This window comes from Frankia sp. CeD (genome assembly GCF_000732115.1).
GTDB lineage: Bacteria > Actinomycetota > Actinomycetes > Frankiales > Frankiaceae > Frankia > Frankia casuarinae.
In genome coordinates this window covers 164,596-179,555 of record NZ_JPGU01000003.1, presented here as the reverse complement: position 1 = coordinate 179,555, position 14,960 = coordinate 164,596, and the positions used below count along the sequence as shown (strand labels likewise).

Annotated in this window: 12 protein-coding genes and 2 riboswitches; of the genes, 7 read left to right on the top strand and 5 right to left on the bottom strand. The window is 71.0% G+C overall.

Annotation, left to right across the window (positions count from 1 at the left end; genetic code table 11):
- Window positions 1–17 precede the first annotated feature (17 nt).
- The 3 genes from clpB to CED_RS03635 all read left to right on the top strand — a co-directional run bounded on the left by clpB (window position 18) and on the right by CED_RS03635 (window position 4,557).
- Entirely contained in the window at window positions 18–2,627 is a 2,610-nt protein-coding gene (gene clpB, locus CED_RS03645; RefSeq protein ID WP_035908625.1) for an ATP-dependent chaperone ClpB, read from the top strand.
- A 116-nt stretch (window positions 2,628–2,743) separates the two neighbouring features.
- Window positions 2,744–3,229 carry a PH domain-containing protein gene (locus CED_RS03640; RefSeq protein WP_035908624.1) on the top strand — a complete coding sequence of 162 codons (486 nt, stop codon included), beginning with the start codon at window positions 2,744–2,746 and terminating at the stop codon, window positions 3,227–3,229.
- Window positions 3,226–4,557 (top strand): PH domain-containing protein, encoded by a 1,332-nt coding sequence (locus CED_RS03635; protein ID WP_152569689.1) that lies wholly within the window; start codon window positions 3,226–3,228, stop codon window positions 4,555–4,557. The genes CED_RS03640 and CED_RS03635 overlap by 4 nt, the downstream gene beginning before the upstream one ends.
- 32 nt (window positions 4,558–4,589) lie before the next feature.
- Here CED_RS03635 and CED_RS03630 read toward each other — a convergent pair whose 3' ends face one another.
- From CED_RS03630 to CED_RS03610, 5 genes are all read right to left on the bottom strand, one after another.
- Window positions 4,590–5,687, bottom strand: a complete 1,098-nt coding sequence (locus CED_RS03630) for a nucleotidyltransferase (protein ID WP_035729153.1) — start codon at window positions 5,685–5,687, stop codon at window positions 4,590–4,592.
- Between the two features lie 438 nt (window positions 5,688–6,125).
- Entirely contained in the window at window positions 6,126–6,725 is a 600-nt protein-coding gene (locus CED_RS03625; protein ID WP_035908623.1) for a hypothetical protein, read from the bottom strand.
- Window positions 6,718–8,013 carry an NAD(P)-dependent oxidoreductase gene (locus CED_RS03620; RefSeq protein ID WP_035908622.1) on the bottom strand — a complete coding sequence of 432 codons (1,296 nt, stop codon included), beginning with the start codon at window positions 8,011–8,013 and terminating at the stop codon, window positions 6,718–6,720. The genes CED_RS03625 and CED_RS03620 overlap by 8 nt, the downstream gene beginning before the upstream one ends.
- Before the next feature lie 246 nt (window positions 8,014–8,259).
- Window positions 8,260–8,979, bottom strand: coding sequence for a CAP domain-containing protein (locus CED_RS21310; RefSeq protein WP_049761024.1), 720 nt, complete (start codon window positions 8,977–8,979; stop codon window positions 8,260–8,262).
- Between the two features lie 309 nt (window positions 8,980–9,288).
- A complete protein-coding gene (locus tag CED_RS03610; protein WP_023840672.1) occupies window positions 9,289–9,888 on the bottom strand; it encodes a DedA family protein in 600 nt (199 codons plus the stop codon).
- 233 nt (window positions 9,889–10,121) lie between these two features.
- On the opposite strand from CED_RS03610, the gene fbaA reads away from it, so the two are divergent.
- From fbaA to CED_RS03590, 4 genes are all read left to right on the top strand, one after another.
- The gene (gene fbaA, locus CED_RS03605; RefSeq protein ID WP_035908621.1) at window positions 10,122–11,159 is read left to right on the top strand and encodes a class II fructose-bisphosphate aldolase; all 1,038 of its coding nucleotides are present in this window, start codon (window positions 10,122–10,124) and stop codon (window positions 11,157–11,159) included.
- A 905-nt stretch (window positions 11,160–12,064) separates the two neighbouring features.
- Window positions 12,065–12,299: riboswitch (cyclic di-AMP (ydaO/yuaA leader) on the top strand.
- Window positions 12,300–12,305: 6 nt separating this feature from the next.
- Window positions 12,306–12,983, top strand: a complete 678-nt coding sequence (locus CED_RS03600) for a transglycosylase family protein (protein WP_011438719.1) — start codon at window positions 12,306–12,308, stop codon at window positions 12,981–12,983.
- A gap of 473 nt (window positions 12,984–13,456) precedes the next feature.
- Window positions 13,457–13,646: riboswitch (cyclic di-AMP (ydaO/yuaA leader) on the top strand.
- A 2-nt stretch (window positions 13,647–13,648) separates the two neighbouring features.
- Window positions 13,649–14,368: a transglycosylase family protein gene (locus CED_RS03595; RefSeq protein WP_011438720.1), complete on the top strand. Its 720-nt coding sequence runs from the start codon at window positions 13,649–13,651 to the stop codon at window positions 14,366–14,368.
- 85 nt (window positions 14,369–14,453) lie between these two features.
- Window positions 14,454–14,888 (top strand): DUF3151 domain-containing protein, encoded by a 435-nt coding sequence (locus tag CED_RS03590; RefSeq protein ID WP_023840671.1) that lies wholly within the window; start codon window positions 14,454–14,456, stop codon window positions 14,886–14,888.
- The last annotated feature ends 72 nt before the right edge of the window (window positions 14,889–14,960 follow it).

The following is a 14,960-nucleotide window of genomic DNA, read 5'->3' as shown; positions in this document are numbered from 1 at the left end:
ACCATCTGGGATCCGCCATGAACGCTGAACGCCTCACCGCCCGGTCGCAGGAGGCACTCTCCGCAGCGATCAGTCGAGCCACCGCCGACGGGTCACCCCTCGTCGACCCCCTCCACCTGCTCAACGCCCTGCTCGAAGCGTCCGACGGGGTCGGCGCGGCACTGCTGGCGTCCGCGGGCACCTCGGTCGACACGGTGCGCTCCCGAGCCGAGGCCGCGGTGACGCGGCTGCCCCGCGCGACGGGCCTGAGCGTGTCCCCGCCGCAGCTGTCCCGCCAGCTCATCGCGGTGCTGAACAACGCCGAGCGGCAGGCCGGTCAGCTGGGTGACGAATACACTTCGGTCGAGCATCTGGTCGTGGCACTCGCCGAGGAGGGGGGCGAGGCCGGGCGGATCCTCACCTCCGCCGGCGCCACGCCCGACGCGCTGCGCGGCGCCTTCGAGAAGGTGCGCGGCGGCGCCCGGCGGGTGACCAGCCGGGACCCGGAGGGCTCCTACCGCGCGTTGGAGAANTACTCCATCGACCTCACCGAGCGTGCGCAGCAGGGCAAGCTGGACCCGGTGATCGGCCGCGACGCCGAGATCCGCCGCGTCATCCAGGTGCTGTCGCGGCGGACGAAGAACAACCCGGTCCTCATCGGCGAGCCCGGGGTCGGCAAGACGGCCATCGTCGAAGGGCTCGCGCTGCGGGTCGTCGCGGGTGACGTGCCCGAGTCGCTGCGCGGCCGGCGCATCGTCTCGCTCGACCTCGGTTCGATGGTTGCCGGCTCCAAGCTGCGCGGCGAGTTCGAGGAGCGGCTGACCTCTGTCCTCAACGAGATCCGCGAGGCCGAGGGTCAGATCNTCACCTTCATCGACGAGCTGCACACCGTCGTCGGCGCCGGTGCGGCGGAAGGAGCGATGGACGCCGGCAACATGCTCAAGCCGATGCTCGCCCGCGGCGAGCTGCGCATGATCGGCGCCACCACCCTGGAGGAGTACCGCACCCGGATCGAGAAGGACCCGGCGCTGGAGCGTCGCTTCCAGCCGGTCCTCGTCGGCGAGCCGACGGTCGAGGACACCATCGGCATCCTGCGCGGGCTCAAGGAACGCTACGAGGTGCACCACGGCGTGCGCATCACCGACACCGCGCTGGTCGCCGCGGCCACCCTGTCCGACCGCTACGTCACCGCGCGCTTCCTGCCGGACAAGGCGATCGACCTGGTCGNCGAGGCCGCGTCCCGGCTCCGCATGGAGATCGACAGCCGGCCGGTGGCGATCGACGAACTCGAACGCGCCGTGCGCCGCCTGGAGATCGAGGACATGGCGCTGTCCAAGGAGAACGACGAGGCCTCCCGCGAGCGGCGGGGGCGCCTGCAGCGCGAGCTCGCCGACCGGCGTGAGGAGCTGTCGAGCCTGACGGCCCGCTGGCACCGGGAGAAGGATTCGATCTCCGAGGTTCAGAAGATCAAGGAGGAGCTGGAGAACGCGCGGCGCGCCGTGGAGCTCGCCGAGCGCGACCTCGACCTCGCCAAGGCCGGGGAGCTGCGGTACGGCACCATCCCGACGTTGGAGAAGCGGCTGTCGGCGGCAACCGACGCGCTGGCCGGCGCGGACTCCCCCGGTGGGGCGATGCTCAACGAGGAGGTCGGCCCGGACGACGTCGCCGAGGTCGTCGCCGCCTGGACCGGGATCCCGGCCGGTCGCCTCCTCGAAGGCGAGACGGCGAAGCTGCTGCGTATGGAGTCCGCGCTGCACGCGCGGGTCATCGGCCAGGACGACGCGGTGCGGGCCGTCTCCGACGCGGTCCGCCGGGCCAGGGCCGGGATCGCCGACCCGGACCGGCCGACCGGCTCCTTCCTCTTCCTCGGGCCCACCGGGGTCGGGAAGACCGAGCTCGCGAAGGCGCTCGCCGATTTCCTCTTCGACGACGAGCGGGCGATCGTGCGCATCGACATGAGCGAGTATGCCGAGAAGCACTCGGTGGCCCGTCTGATCGGCGCCCCACCCGGGTACGTCGGGTTCGAGTCCGGCGGTCAGCTCACCGAGGCGATCCGCCGCCGGCCATACAGTGTCATCCTGTTGGACGAGGTCGAGAAGGCCCATCCGGACGTCTTTGACGTCCTGCTGCAGGTTCTCGACGACGGGCGGCTCACCGACGGCCAGGGCCGCACGGTGGACTTCCGCAACACGATCCTCATCCTGACCTCGAACCTCGGGTCGCAGTTCATCGCGGACCCCACGCTCAGCCCGCAGGTGCGCCGCGAGTCGGTGATGGTCGCCGTGCGCGACGCCTTCAAGCCGGAGTTCCTCAACCGCCTCGACGACGTCCTCGTCTTCGACCAGCTGGGCCGGGACGAGCTGACCCGCATCGTCGATCTCCAGCTCGATCGGCTGCGGGCCCGGCTGCTCGACCGGAGGATCACCCTCAACGTCACCGACGCCGCCAAGGGATGGCTCTCCGACGTCGGCTACGACCCGGTGTTCGGGGCCCGTCCGCTGCGGCGGCTGGTCCAGACGGCGATCGGCGACCAGCTCGCCAAGGAACTGCTCGGCGGGCAGATCCGGGACGGCGACGAGGTGCTCGTCAACACCGCGCCGGACCGCTCGGGTCTGACGGTCAAGGCCGCCACCGTCAAGTCCCTCTGACGGGCCTCCCGGCGAATCGCCGCAGACCGGGCGAGGACCATCGTGGGGACGGCACGCCGTCGGTTCCTCGACCGATTCGGGCCGGACGTAGCGGATGTGCGACTTATCGTTGCGGAATGCACGACGCTCTTCTGCCGGATCCCGCGCAGTGGCGGGTCCTGCCACCNGGCCTACGGCGGCTTCGACGGGCGCTCCTGATCGTGGGAGCCGTCCCGGTGGTGGCGCTCACCCTGCTGATCACGGCGGCGTTCGGCGGCTGGCCCTGGATACTGATCACGGTGGCGCCGATCCTCGTGACGGGCTGGCTCTGGCGCTCGATCGGCCTCCGCTGGCAGGCCTGGCGCTATGCCGAGCGGGAGGACGATCTCCTGATCAGCCGCGGGGTGCTGACGCGTCGCCTGATCGTGGTGCCGTATGGCCGGATGCAGCTCGTCGACNTCACCGCCGGACCACTGGCGCGCCGCTTCGGCATCGCCAAGGTGCAGCTGCACACCGCGGCCGCGGACAGCGATGCCATCATCCCCGGCCTGGCCCCGGACGAGGCCGCGCGGCTGCGTGACGCGCTCACCGAACGCGGTGAAGCCCGGTCGGCCGGGCTGTGACGATCGAGCGGGGGTCCACCACCGGCGAAGCGCCGGCTCGGGCGACACGCCCCGGCCAGGACGGGTTTCACCGGCTGCATCCGCTCACCCCGTTCCTGCGCGGCTGGGTAATCGTCGTGGCGTTCATGGCGACGGTCGGCAGAAACCTCGCCGACGACGTCACCCCCCGCATCATCGGGCTCACCCTGATCTTCCTGATTCCCGCCGCCGGCACCTACGGATACTGCGCCTGGCGATTCACCCGCTACCGGGTCGAACGCGACAATCTTCGGCTCGATNCCGGGCTNTTGGTCCGACGGACCCGCCATGTCCGGCTGGATCGGTTACAGTCGGTGGACATCGCTCAACCACTTCTCGCCCGGGTCACGGGGCTCGCCATCCTCCGGATCGATCTCGCCGGTAGGGAACGCTCCGAACTGGACACCGACTCCGGGTCCGACCTGCGGTACCTGTCGGTGGGTCACGCCCAGCGGCTGCGGGCCGAGCTGCTGGCCACCGCCGCGGGACTCGCGCCGGACGTGGGCGAGGCACCGCAGCGCCCACTCGCCGAGGTGCCGCCACGGCGGTTGGTGGCCGCGATCGCGCTGTCCCCCGCGCCGTGGGTGGCGTTGTTCGGCGTGGCCGCGATCGCCACGCCCGCCCTGCTGACCGGTACCCTCACCGGCGCCCTCGGCGCCGTTCCGATGCTCGGCAGCCTCTGGCACACGACGTTTCGCCGGTTCGCGGCCGGCTACCCCTACACCGTCTCCGAGTCACCCGACGGGCTGCGCATCAACAGCGGNCTGCTCAACCGCACCCACGCCACGGTCCCGCCGGGACGGGTCCAGGCGATCAGCATCGGCGAACCGGCGCTGTGGCGCTGGTCGGGCTGGGTGACGCTCCGGATGAACGTGGCCGGCGGCGGGCCCTCCGTGCTGCTACCGGTGGCTCGCCGGGCGGATGCGCTGGCCCTGATCGGCCGGCTACTGCCCGGAGTGGATGTCGCGGCGGTGGCGATGACCCGGCCGCCACGCCGGGCCGCCTGGCTCGCCCCGCTCCACTGGCGGCGGCTGTCCTGCGGAGCGGACGACACGGTCTTCGTCGTACGCCGGGGAATCGTCCGGCGGCACACCGATCTCATCCCCCACGGTAAGGTGCAGAGCATCCGGATCGTGCAGAATCCGCTGGCCAGACTGCTACGGTTGGCCGACATGCACCTCGATACCACCGGCGGCCCGGTGACGGTGCGGGCCGGCCTGCGCGACGCCGACGAGGCGGTCTCGCTCGCCGCCGCACAGGCCGAACGATCCCGGATCGGTCGGCGCCACGCCGTACGGACCGCTGGATGAGCCGGGGCGCCGGGTAAACGGAGCCCCCGCCCTCAGCCGAACGTGGGGAACTCCGGCCCGAAGAGGGAACCCCACAGATTCACGGCCTCCTCGTGATCGCCGGCCTGTTCCGCGTCCACCGCCTTCGCCGAGTAGATCCGGGCGAGCCGGACACTCTCGGCCAACGCCTCGATGTCCTCGGCGCGTAGATACGACGACAGGTCCCCGCCGACGTCGGCCGGGTCGGCCACGGTGAGGCCGACATCGTCCAGATGCCGGAAGACCTCGGCGAGCCCCTGCCGGGTGTTGAGCCCGCGGCCGGCGAGGACCTGCCCGGCGAGCGCCTCGATGTGGAAGGAGCGCAGGTGGCTGCCGCGCACCCGGTTCCACGCCTTGAGCAGGCGGACCGCCGAGATCACCCGGGGGCCGAGGTCCGCCGTCCAGCTCGTGTGCCGCTCCGGCCGGGTCGGCAGCCAGCCACCGACCCGATCGGGTATGACGTACCCGGCACGCGGATGATCGAAGGCCGGCACCAGATGGACGTCCGGAGGGGCGTCGTAGACGATGCGCAGCGCCTGGCCGCGGCTACCGATCGTCTGGATTCGATCTCCGCCGATGGCGTTGCGCACGCAGAGCAGCAGGTCGCGGGAGTCCCAGCGGAAACGCTTCCAGGCGCTGTTGGCCGCCGAGAAGACCGCGAAGATGTCCACCTCGTCGAGCGGACGGATCATGGTGNCCCGNCCCGCCGAGCCGATCGTGGCGACCCCGACCAGCGGCAGCGCGCAACGAGGCGGGAAGATCGCGCGCAGCGCCCGCTCCGCCTCGTCGCGGCGAGCCGCGACGACGGCACGGTCCTCGGCACCGAGACGGATCAGGTCGTCGAGTTTCGCGAAGGCACGCGCCGTGGTGCCGACCAGCAGCGGGCCCGTCAACGGACCCGTCAACGGACCGGTTGTCGGGTTGATCGGCGACGTCGAGCCGGCCGCGGCAGGCTCGGCGCGGGGGCCTCCCTCGGAGGGGAACAGAGCGTTGAGCGTCCCCGGCGCCGACTCCTTCGGCCGACGCCAGTCCGGCGGAATGATCAGATGATCGTACGTGACCTCGCTCGGCCGGACTCCGGCCGGTGTTCCCCGAGGGGTATCCACACTCATGGTGCTGACCTCCCAGGCGCAGGTGGCGCCGGACCGTTCGGGCTCCCCTCCCCGGGCACGCGACGGCCCTCCCACGGACCCCCACGGACGCCCCGCCCAGCTTCGGCCCGTCGGCCATTGGTCGCGACATCGCCTTACATGGTGCCCCAGGGCATCACAGTCTGAACAGGGGGCTGTCTGCGCGGCGTGTTCACCACTCTCCTCGTGACGGCGAAAAAATGAGCCGGGAGCTGTCACCCAGCCGACAACACAGCATGGTAACGGTACCGTCACAATGACCTTCCGCCACACCGCGAAAGGCGGCTGGACATGGGTTTTGCCCGTTCGGGCCGGATGACGGCCGAATCCGGACGGTACCGGAACGGTCGGCGGTGACTCGCGACGTCAGGCCCAGGCGAAGCCCGACGCCCGATAACGTTGCGTGACAAACCTCAATGGTCAACTTGGCGGCGGACGCAGCCAGATCCGCCACCAATCGGCGACCAACACACTCGTTGGCACGAACGAGGTCGCCTGCGCGAGACGCTTCCCCACGCTGTCCCCGCGCCGGATCCGCGTCTCCACCAGAGCGCCGCGGTATTCGAACCATCCCGCGACCGCGCGGATCGCCTCGGTGGCGTAGCCGCTGCGCCGGCAGCCGAGCGCGATCGACNCCCCGACCNCCNCCCGCCGGCCGTGGGTCTCCGCCGCGAGCAGGCCCACCGCCGCCGATCCTGGCTGGCGACCCGGCTGGCGACCCGGCTGGCGACGCAGCACCCAGGTCAGGACCATGTGGCCGGCGCTCGCCCGACGGCGTAGTTCGCGCCGCAGCGCCCCCGCCGGATCGTCGGGATCGGGCGCCCCCGCGGCAGGATCGGTCCCGACGATTCCGCCGAAGGGGCCGGATCCGTCACCGGAGGCGCCACGCGTGCCTGATCGCGGGGGGATGACCGTGAACGCCAGCGAGGGCGCGAGCTCCTCGGCGACGTATCCCGCGTTCCAAATGGTGAGCGGGAGTGCGAGTAGTCGGGAGGTGGTGAGTGTAGGGCCCTCACCCACGACGGGACGGCTCCCGNACCCCGAGCAGACCCCGTTCCCGGAGCCAGGACTCGGTGCGGTTCATGCCCTCGGGCAGCCGCACGACCGGCGACCATCCCGTCCGGGCCCGGATCTTCTCGATGGAGAGGCCCGCGTCGCGGGTCAGGGCGCGCACGGTGAGCGGACCGAGGTCCACCCGGGCGCGGGGATCGACTCCGGCCACCAGACGGGCNCCTACNCCGCGGATCAGGCCCGGTCCCCGCCGCGACGTCGCCGAGTTCACCGGAACGGCCGGGGCCGCCGGGGCCGCCGAGCCCGCTGGCCGCACCGAGGTCGTCGAGACCGCCGGGACCGGGTGGGTGGGGAGGGGTGGCGTCTCGGCCGCGGAATCGTCCACACCTCGCCTTCGGTAACCCTCCGCGAACGAACAGACACGATCAATCGCGTCGACCGCTCCGAAGACCCTGGCCGGTACGGAGCGGGGCGCCGCGATCGCGAGCATCTGACAGTAAAAGGTGAAGAAGTCGGCGGCAGACNCCGNCNCCCCCCCGGTCACGTGCAGCNCCTCNCCGGCGNCCGCCGACCGGTCCGCACCGGCGACGGTGGTCACCGCCGTGACCACGTCGTCGACATGCACGGGGCTGAGCACACCCCAGCCGCCGTCGACGAGGACGAACCGCCCGGCCCGCATCAGCAGCACCGGCCAGAGGGTCCAGCGACCGGCCCGGGGACCGTAGGCATCCCCGATCCGTAGGACGGTCGCGCCGAGTCCGTGCGCAGCGGCCGACCCGACCGCCTGTTCCGCGGCGGCCATGGCGTCGGCGCGGACGTCGCCGGTCAGTCCGATCGGCGTGGTCTCGTCCAATGATCGGCCGACGGCTCGCGCGGGCCTGCGGTCCCCGGTCCCGCCGGGGACCGGGCCACTCGTCCGGGCAAGCACGTCCACGCAGGAGAGATGGACGAAGCGGTCGACCCCGGCCCGACCCGCGGCGTCGAGCAACGCCGCCGTGGCGCCGAGGGTCACCCGCCGGATCTCGGCGTCGGACACCCGTACCGGCGCTCCGGCTCGGCCGGGACGCACCGGGGTCAGTTCCGCGACGCCACCGGTCCCGATGGCGGCGGCATGGATCACCAGCTCCGTGCCGTAAAAGGCCTTCTCCCACTCACCGGGACGGCTGACGTCGGCCTGCATGACACCCGGCGCGCGCCGGATGTCGATGGCGACAACGTCGTCACCGCGCCGCCGCAGCGCGTGGGCCAGCGCTCCGCCGAGGAAGCCGGCCGCGCCGGTGACCACCGCCCGAACCAAGGTCGCTCCTCCTGCCAGGATCNCCCTCGCCGACGGCGCTGCCGCGCGGCCCGCCGGCCCGTCCACCGGCTGGGTCCGCGGGTTTTACCACGCTCGCTGCCGTGCTCGCTGCCGTCGGCGACGACCCGACCCTACGGGATCGACTACTGATCAGGACCGGGACATCCCCGCGAGTCGGGAGGATCGAGGTCGGGTGCACCTCCCGGGATGCCACGGGCCGGTCGCGCCCGGCAGGTGGGCCGGCCCTCACGGCGTCCCGAAGTCCTGGGTCCAGTAGGTGCCGTACCTGCCGCCCGTCGCGTAGCCCACGCCGATCCGGGTCAGCGAGCAGGTGAGGATGTTCGATCGGTGCTCCGGGCTGTTCATCCATCCGCGCATCACCTCGGCCACGGTGCGCTGACCGGCGGCGATGTTCTCGGCGGCGATGGAGAAGGAGAAGCCGGCGGCGGCGATCCGGTCGAAGGGCGAGCGACCGTCCGGGCTGCCGTGGCCGAAATAGCCGACCGTGGCCATGTCGACGCTGTGTGCCTGGGCCGCGGCGGCCAACCGCAAGTCGACGATCAACGGAGGACAACCGGCCGCCCGGCGCTCGAAGTTGGTCGAGGTCGCGACCTGACCGACCAGGCTCATCCAGGAGGCCGGCAGGTACGGCGGGTGGGGGGATGCGACGGCCGGGGCCGACGCGGACGGAGCAGTCACCGGCGCGGCCAGGGCCAGAGCCGCCGCCCGCGCGGCGGCCAGCTGATCCGGACCGGCCAGGCGAGCGGTGGGCGGAGGCTCGGCCCCGGGTCCGGTCGGCGCACCCCGATCCGCGATCCGACCCGCGATCGACGTGGGGGGGACCCCGGCCGCCACCCCGACCACGCCCCGATCCGGCTGCGTGCCGGCGCGGCCGGCCAGGCGGTCACCGTCACGCGGTGCCGAATGACCACCCGCGAGCAGCACGACCGTCAGAACCGCGGTCAAGGCCCCTGCCGCGCTGCAGAGGACGGGGCCGGCGCGACGCCGTCCCGCATGGTGCCGCCCGTGCTGTCGAAGCATCGAATCCTTCGGTGGTCGGACCCCCGACCGCGTACCTGGATCGATCAAGGTTAGCCGGCCATAGCCAGAAATTGCCATAGGAAAGGGAATTGATCGTCCAATGTGATCTGGTCGTAACGTCGTGGAGACTACCGGTCCACGGATCTCCCGGCATGATCCGGCGCCGCGGGGCACTGACGGACAACATCCCTGCGCTCCTCGCCCGCCCCCTCGGCGCTCCTCGCCCGACGCGGACTACCGCGGCCCCTGGTCGGGGAGCCGGCCCGATCGCCGGCGCAGCAGCTCGCCGGCGATCCCGGCGATGACGGAGATGACGATCACTACGAGCGCGATCCACACCGCCGCGTCCCGCAGCCCAGGAATGGCGGCCGCCGTATAGCCCAGAAGGATCAATCCGGTCCCCCAGACGAGCGCCCCGAGCACGACCGCGATCAGAAAGCGGGACCATGACATCGCCACGGTCCCGGCGAGTACCGGCGCGAACGTCCTCGCCCACGGCACGAAGCGGGCCGCGACCAGGGTGATCGGCCCGAACCGCCGGTAGAATTCCTCCGTACGGGCCAGCACCGTGGCGTGCCTGCGTTCCAGGTACGGCCGGCCGAGACGATGCCCGGTGTAGTAGCCCGCCGCCGCCCCGACGGTGGCTGCCGCCGCGACCCCGATCGAGAGGACCGCGACGGACACGTTCGACGCCGCGTCCGCCGCCATCAGCCCGGCCGCGAAGAGAATGGTGTCACCCGGAAGCCAGAACCCGATCAGGATCCCGCTCTCGACGAAGATGACCGCGAAGAGGACGACGTACAGCGTCATCCCGGACAGGCTGCCGACGTCCACTCGACCAGTGTGCCGGCCCCTGGTCGGCNCCCGCCGACCAAGTCGGCGGGGACCACATCGCGCGGATCCGCACCGCGCCGGCGACGTCAGCCGCATCCGACCCCGGGACGGGGCAAGGCGTCATACCCTTCGCCCATCAGGAGTCCACGGCGGGCTTCGGCCCGATCCGGCTGCCCTGCACCGCGGGTGCATGGCTGATCGGCGCCCCTACAGGTTCGTAAGGAGCCCCACCGATGCCCATCGCCACGCCAGACGTATATGCCGAGATGCTCGACCGGGCGAAGGCCCAGTCCTTCGCCTACCCCGCGATCAACGTGACCTCGTCGCAGTCCCTGAACGCCGCGCTGCGGGGCTTCACCGAAGCCGGCAGTGACGGCATCGTGCAGGTGTCCACCGGCGGTGCCGAGTACCTGTCCGGCTCGACGGNGAAGAACATGGTCCTCGGCGCGGAGGCACTGGCCGAGTTCGCCCACCACGTCGCGAAGGCGTATCCGGTCAACATCGCCCTGCACACCGACCACTGCCCGGCCGACAAGCTTGACACCTACATCCGCCCCTTGATCGCGATCTCGAAGAATCGGGTGGCCCAGGGACGCGAGCCGCTCTTCCAGTCGCACATGTGGGACGGCTCGGCGGTCCCCCTCGAGGAGAACCTCAAGATCGCCGAAGAACTACTCGCGGACGCCGCCGCCGCGAAGATCGTTCTCGAGGTCGAGATCGGGGTCGTCGGCGGCGAGGAGGACGGCGTCGTCGGCGCGATCGACGAGAAGCTCTACACGACGCCGGAGGACATGTGGCGGACGGCCGAGGTGCTCGGCACCGGCGCGAAGGGGCGCTACCTGCTCGCCGCCACCTTCGGCAACGTGCACGGTGTGTACAAGCCCGGAAACGTCAAGCTACGCCCGACGATTCTGCACGAAGGACAGGAGTACGTCGCCAGGAAGCTCGGGCTGCCAGCCGGCGCGAAGCCGTTCAACCTCGTCTTTCACGGCGGTAGCGGGNCGGCTCTCACCGAAATCCGCGAGACCCTCGACTACGGGGNGGTCAAGATGAACGTGGACACGGACACCCAGTACGCATTCACCCGCCCCATCGTGGACCACGTGTTCAAAAACTATGACGGCGTTCTCAAGGTGGACGGTGAGGTCGGCGTGAAGAAGGCGTACGACCCGCGTACCTACGGAAAGCTCGCGGAGAGCAGCATGGCGGCCCGCGTCGCCCAGGCGTGTGAGGACCTCCGTTCCGCCGGCACCAGCCTCGGGCGGGCATAGTCGGGCCCAGGAGCGCACGCCGGCTGGCGGGATCGGTTCGTCGGATACCGGCCGCTTGTCCGCCGGCCGGCGGACAAGCGGACAGATAGCCGCCGGCCGCGAACGGGCAACCGAGCAACCGCCGCCGCTCGTCCGAGGACATTCTCCGGNCCCCTCGGNCCGNCCCTCNCCATCATTNCCGGCGGACGNAACGNCCGGCACGCGGCGGACANCCGNCCCGCCCCGGTCCGATGCACGACCCGCCGATTTCCCGTACTATGCCGGCCCGCGCGGTCCCCCGGTCGCTCCGACGGCTGGGGGACCACTGTTTAGCGGGCGCGGCATCCCGCTCCTCGCGTAACGCCGCCCCCGCCGGCAACCAGCAGGTTTCGGCCAAATGAGCGGACACGCACCGGACCTTCGGTAACCGTTCACCTACCGCCCCACCCCCAGGGAACCCCTTCGCCCACTGTGGTGATCCGACGGGCGCTTTTCACAGTCGGTGTCCGATTGAATCCGCCGTGTGCAAAAATCACAACGCCGCAAGTTACCGCCCGATTTCCGTTGTTTTTCTCACAAAAACAGGCTTCAATGGACGAAGCGTAGTATCAGGCCGATCACTCGCGTCGATCTCGTAGCAGGGCCGTCACGCCTTTGTCGACATGTCACGCATCTGGCCTGATGTGGGACTCTCCGCTCATCGTCGACCATCGGCAAACAGGGTGATCGGCCGAGCACAAATGCCTCCGCACGCCGTACCGCCAGGTTGATGAGCGGGCGCGCACGCGCGATACCAGGCCGCCAGTTCCTACTCAAGCAGGCGCGCCGAGTGTGCTCTTTTTCACGCACCCTATTCAATGCTTGGCGACTCGCCGGGCGGCGTGGTTATGGTTTTCGCCGTGCCCGGCAACAACGTCGGGCATTCGTCGGGCGGCACGCCGAATCCTGCCCCTGGCCGACGATTTCTCGAACCGGGCGGCAGGAACGGGGGACCCATCTCCGAGTATCGAAAGGATTCGATGCTCTCGGGGTGAAGCCATGTGCGACGACCACCCGGAAAGGTATTTCCGGTGCGGCTTCCGTCTCCAGGGATCCCTGGCACGGCCGGGCAGTTCCCAGCCCGAATCCGACAGCTCACCTCGCAGGCGTGGGGAAGGACCACAAGACATGTCCGACGCACGTATCAGTGGCCGACAATGCCGCGCCGGTACCCGCAGCCGGGCCCGGGCCCTCGTGGTCGCACCAGTACTCGCGGCGGCGGTGGGCGGCACCTTCGCGCTCAGCCAGCCGGCCGATGCGGCCACCACCTGGACGGGCCTGCGGCAGTGCGAGTCCGGCGGTGACTACACGACCAACACCGGCAACGCGTACTACGGCGCTTACCAGTTCTCCGCCAGCACTTGGCACAGCCTCGGCTACGGCGGTCTGCCGCACCAGGCTTCCCCGGCCGTCCAGGACGAGGCCGCGCTCAAGCTCGCCCGACGGTCCGGCTTCGGCCAGTGGCCGGCCTGTGGCCGCGGGATGGGCGCCGACCAGCTCGCGGGCGGCTCGTCGAGCTCCTCGGGCCAGGCCTCGCGCACGACGGAACGCCGCGAGCTGACGGTCAGCCCCATCTCCATGAGCACCCCCGTATTCACCCGTAACCTGACGACCGCACTGGCCAGGCAGGTACGTGACGACGTGCGGGCCTGGCAGGCCCGCGTCAACCATCTGGGCTATCCGATCACGATCGACGGCCGCTACGGACCACGCTCCGCCGCAGTCGCCCGCGCCCTGCAGGCCGCCAAGGGACTCGCCGTCGACGGCATCGTCGGCCCGGCGACCTGGCGGGCCACCTTCCGCTGATCCTCCCCATCAGCCCCATCAGCTCCATCAGCTGATCCATTCGCTCCGCCCCCGTGGCGGAGGGACGACCGCCGCGGGAACCGGACATCCCACCCCGGCGACACCGGTCAGGGGATCTCACCTCGACGACGGGCTGGCCCGACCTGTCTCCGGACGATCTCCGGTTGACGGCCCGTACGGGCCGGCCCGTACAACCCACCACCAGCATCACCAGGACCGCACCCTGACCGGCCTCCGGCAGGGCCGATCTTCGGCAGAGCCGATCTTCGGCAAGGCCGACGAGGAACAGCAGGACCAGCGAGCCACCTGCGGAACCTGTATGGAAGTGGCACGATTCGCGCGATCCTCACTGGTTACTCCGGACCACCCCGGTTTGCGCTCCATGAGCGGTTCTCGCTAGAGTGCCGCTCACTCGCCTCGTCGGCGAGGCCGCCCGGACGGACGCCGAGTCCTGCCCCCGTACGAGCGGCCGGAACGAACATCGACCGCAGCGGGCAGGAGTGGGGGACCCACATTTCGGGCGCCGCAAGCGGCGTCCTTGGGGTAAAGCCGGTGCGTCCCGGCCCATGGTGGAGAGCGGTTCCCACCCGGGGTCGGATCCTCCGGCCGGGCCATCCCAGCCCGCACCCGACAGCTCACCCCGCAGGCGACGGGATTGGACTGACATGCCCTCTGGGCGTCGTGGCGGCAGACATCGAGCACCGCAGGCCCCATCGCCCGCCGGTCGCATCCTGCGCACCACCGGCGCGGTCACGGCCATCGTCGGCAGCGGCCTCGCGGTCACCGCGGCTCCGGCGGGCGCGGCCACCTCCGACGACTTCGCCAAGCTCCGCCAATGCGAGTCCGGCGGCAACTACGCGGTCAACACCGGCAACGGCTTCTCCGGTGCCTACCAGTTCGACGACCAGACCTGGCACGGGCTCGGGTACTCCGGCCGCCCGTACCAGGCATCGCCCGCCACGCAGGACGAGGCGGCCGCGAAGCTCTACAACCAGCGGGGCTGGCAGCCATGGCCGTCCTGCTCGGTCAAGATGGGCCTGACCAACAACGGCCCGGCCAGTGTCCCGGGCGGCTCCGGTGACGTCATCCAGCAGGCCATCACCCCGGTGGAACCCCCCATGACGCTGGACCGGGCCCGCCGGGAGATGGGGGACGGCTCGTTCAGGGGCACGGTCCTCGACGCGTCCCTCAGCGACGACGTTCGCCCGGACGCCTTCGTCTGGCAGGACAGGATGCGTCAGAAGGGCTTCGTACTCACCGTCGACGGCAAGTTCGGACCGCAGTCGCAGGGCATCGCCGCGCTGTACTCGTACCTCACCCGGGTGAGCGACGGTCAACCCGGGGTCGTCGGCCAGAATCTGTGGAACGTCAGCGTCAGGGCCTGACCGACCGGTCACCGTGCGCGCAGGGCAAGCGCGTCCGGGGTGACCTCCATGACGTGTGCGGCCGGTCGTCGGGCAGGATGCACTCATGACGACGCCGTCCACCTCGGGAAAGCCCAACCTGCTCTCCGGTCCGCCGCCGACGCTCCTGCCCTCCGACGCGGCCGCGACCGATGCGCTGGTCGCCGGTGATCCGCCGGATGCCGTCGCCGCCCGGCTGCCCGCGTTCAGCGTGCCTTGGGCCGCGCTCGCCGAGCTCGCGCTCACCGGCGGACGACCCGTCGAGGCCTATGCCTACGCCCGCACGGGCTATCACCGCGGCCTCGACGCCCTGCGCCGCTCGGGCTGGAAGGGCAACGGGCCGATCCCCTGGTCACACGAACCCAACCGCGGGTTCCTGCGTTCGCTCGCCGCTCTCGGTCGGGCGGCCGCGGCCATCGGGGAGGCCGAGGAGGCCACCCGCTGCCGGACGTTCCTGGCCGACAGCGATTCCGTCGCTGCCAGTGAGCTCGGCTTCACCTGACAGTGAGTTCATCAGGCCGCGTCGGTGGTGGAGACCAGCGAGGATGCCGCAGCCGGCCCCACGACCCCGCCA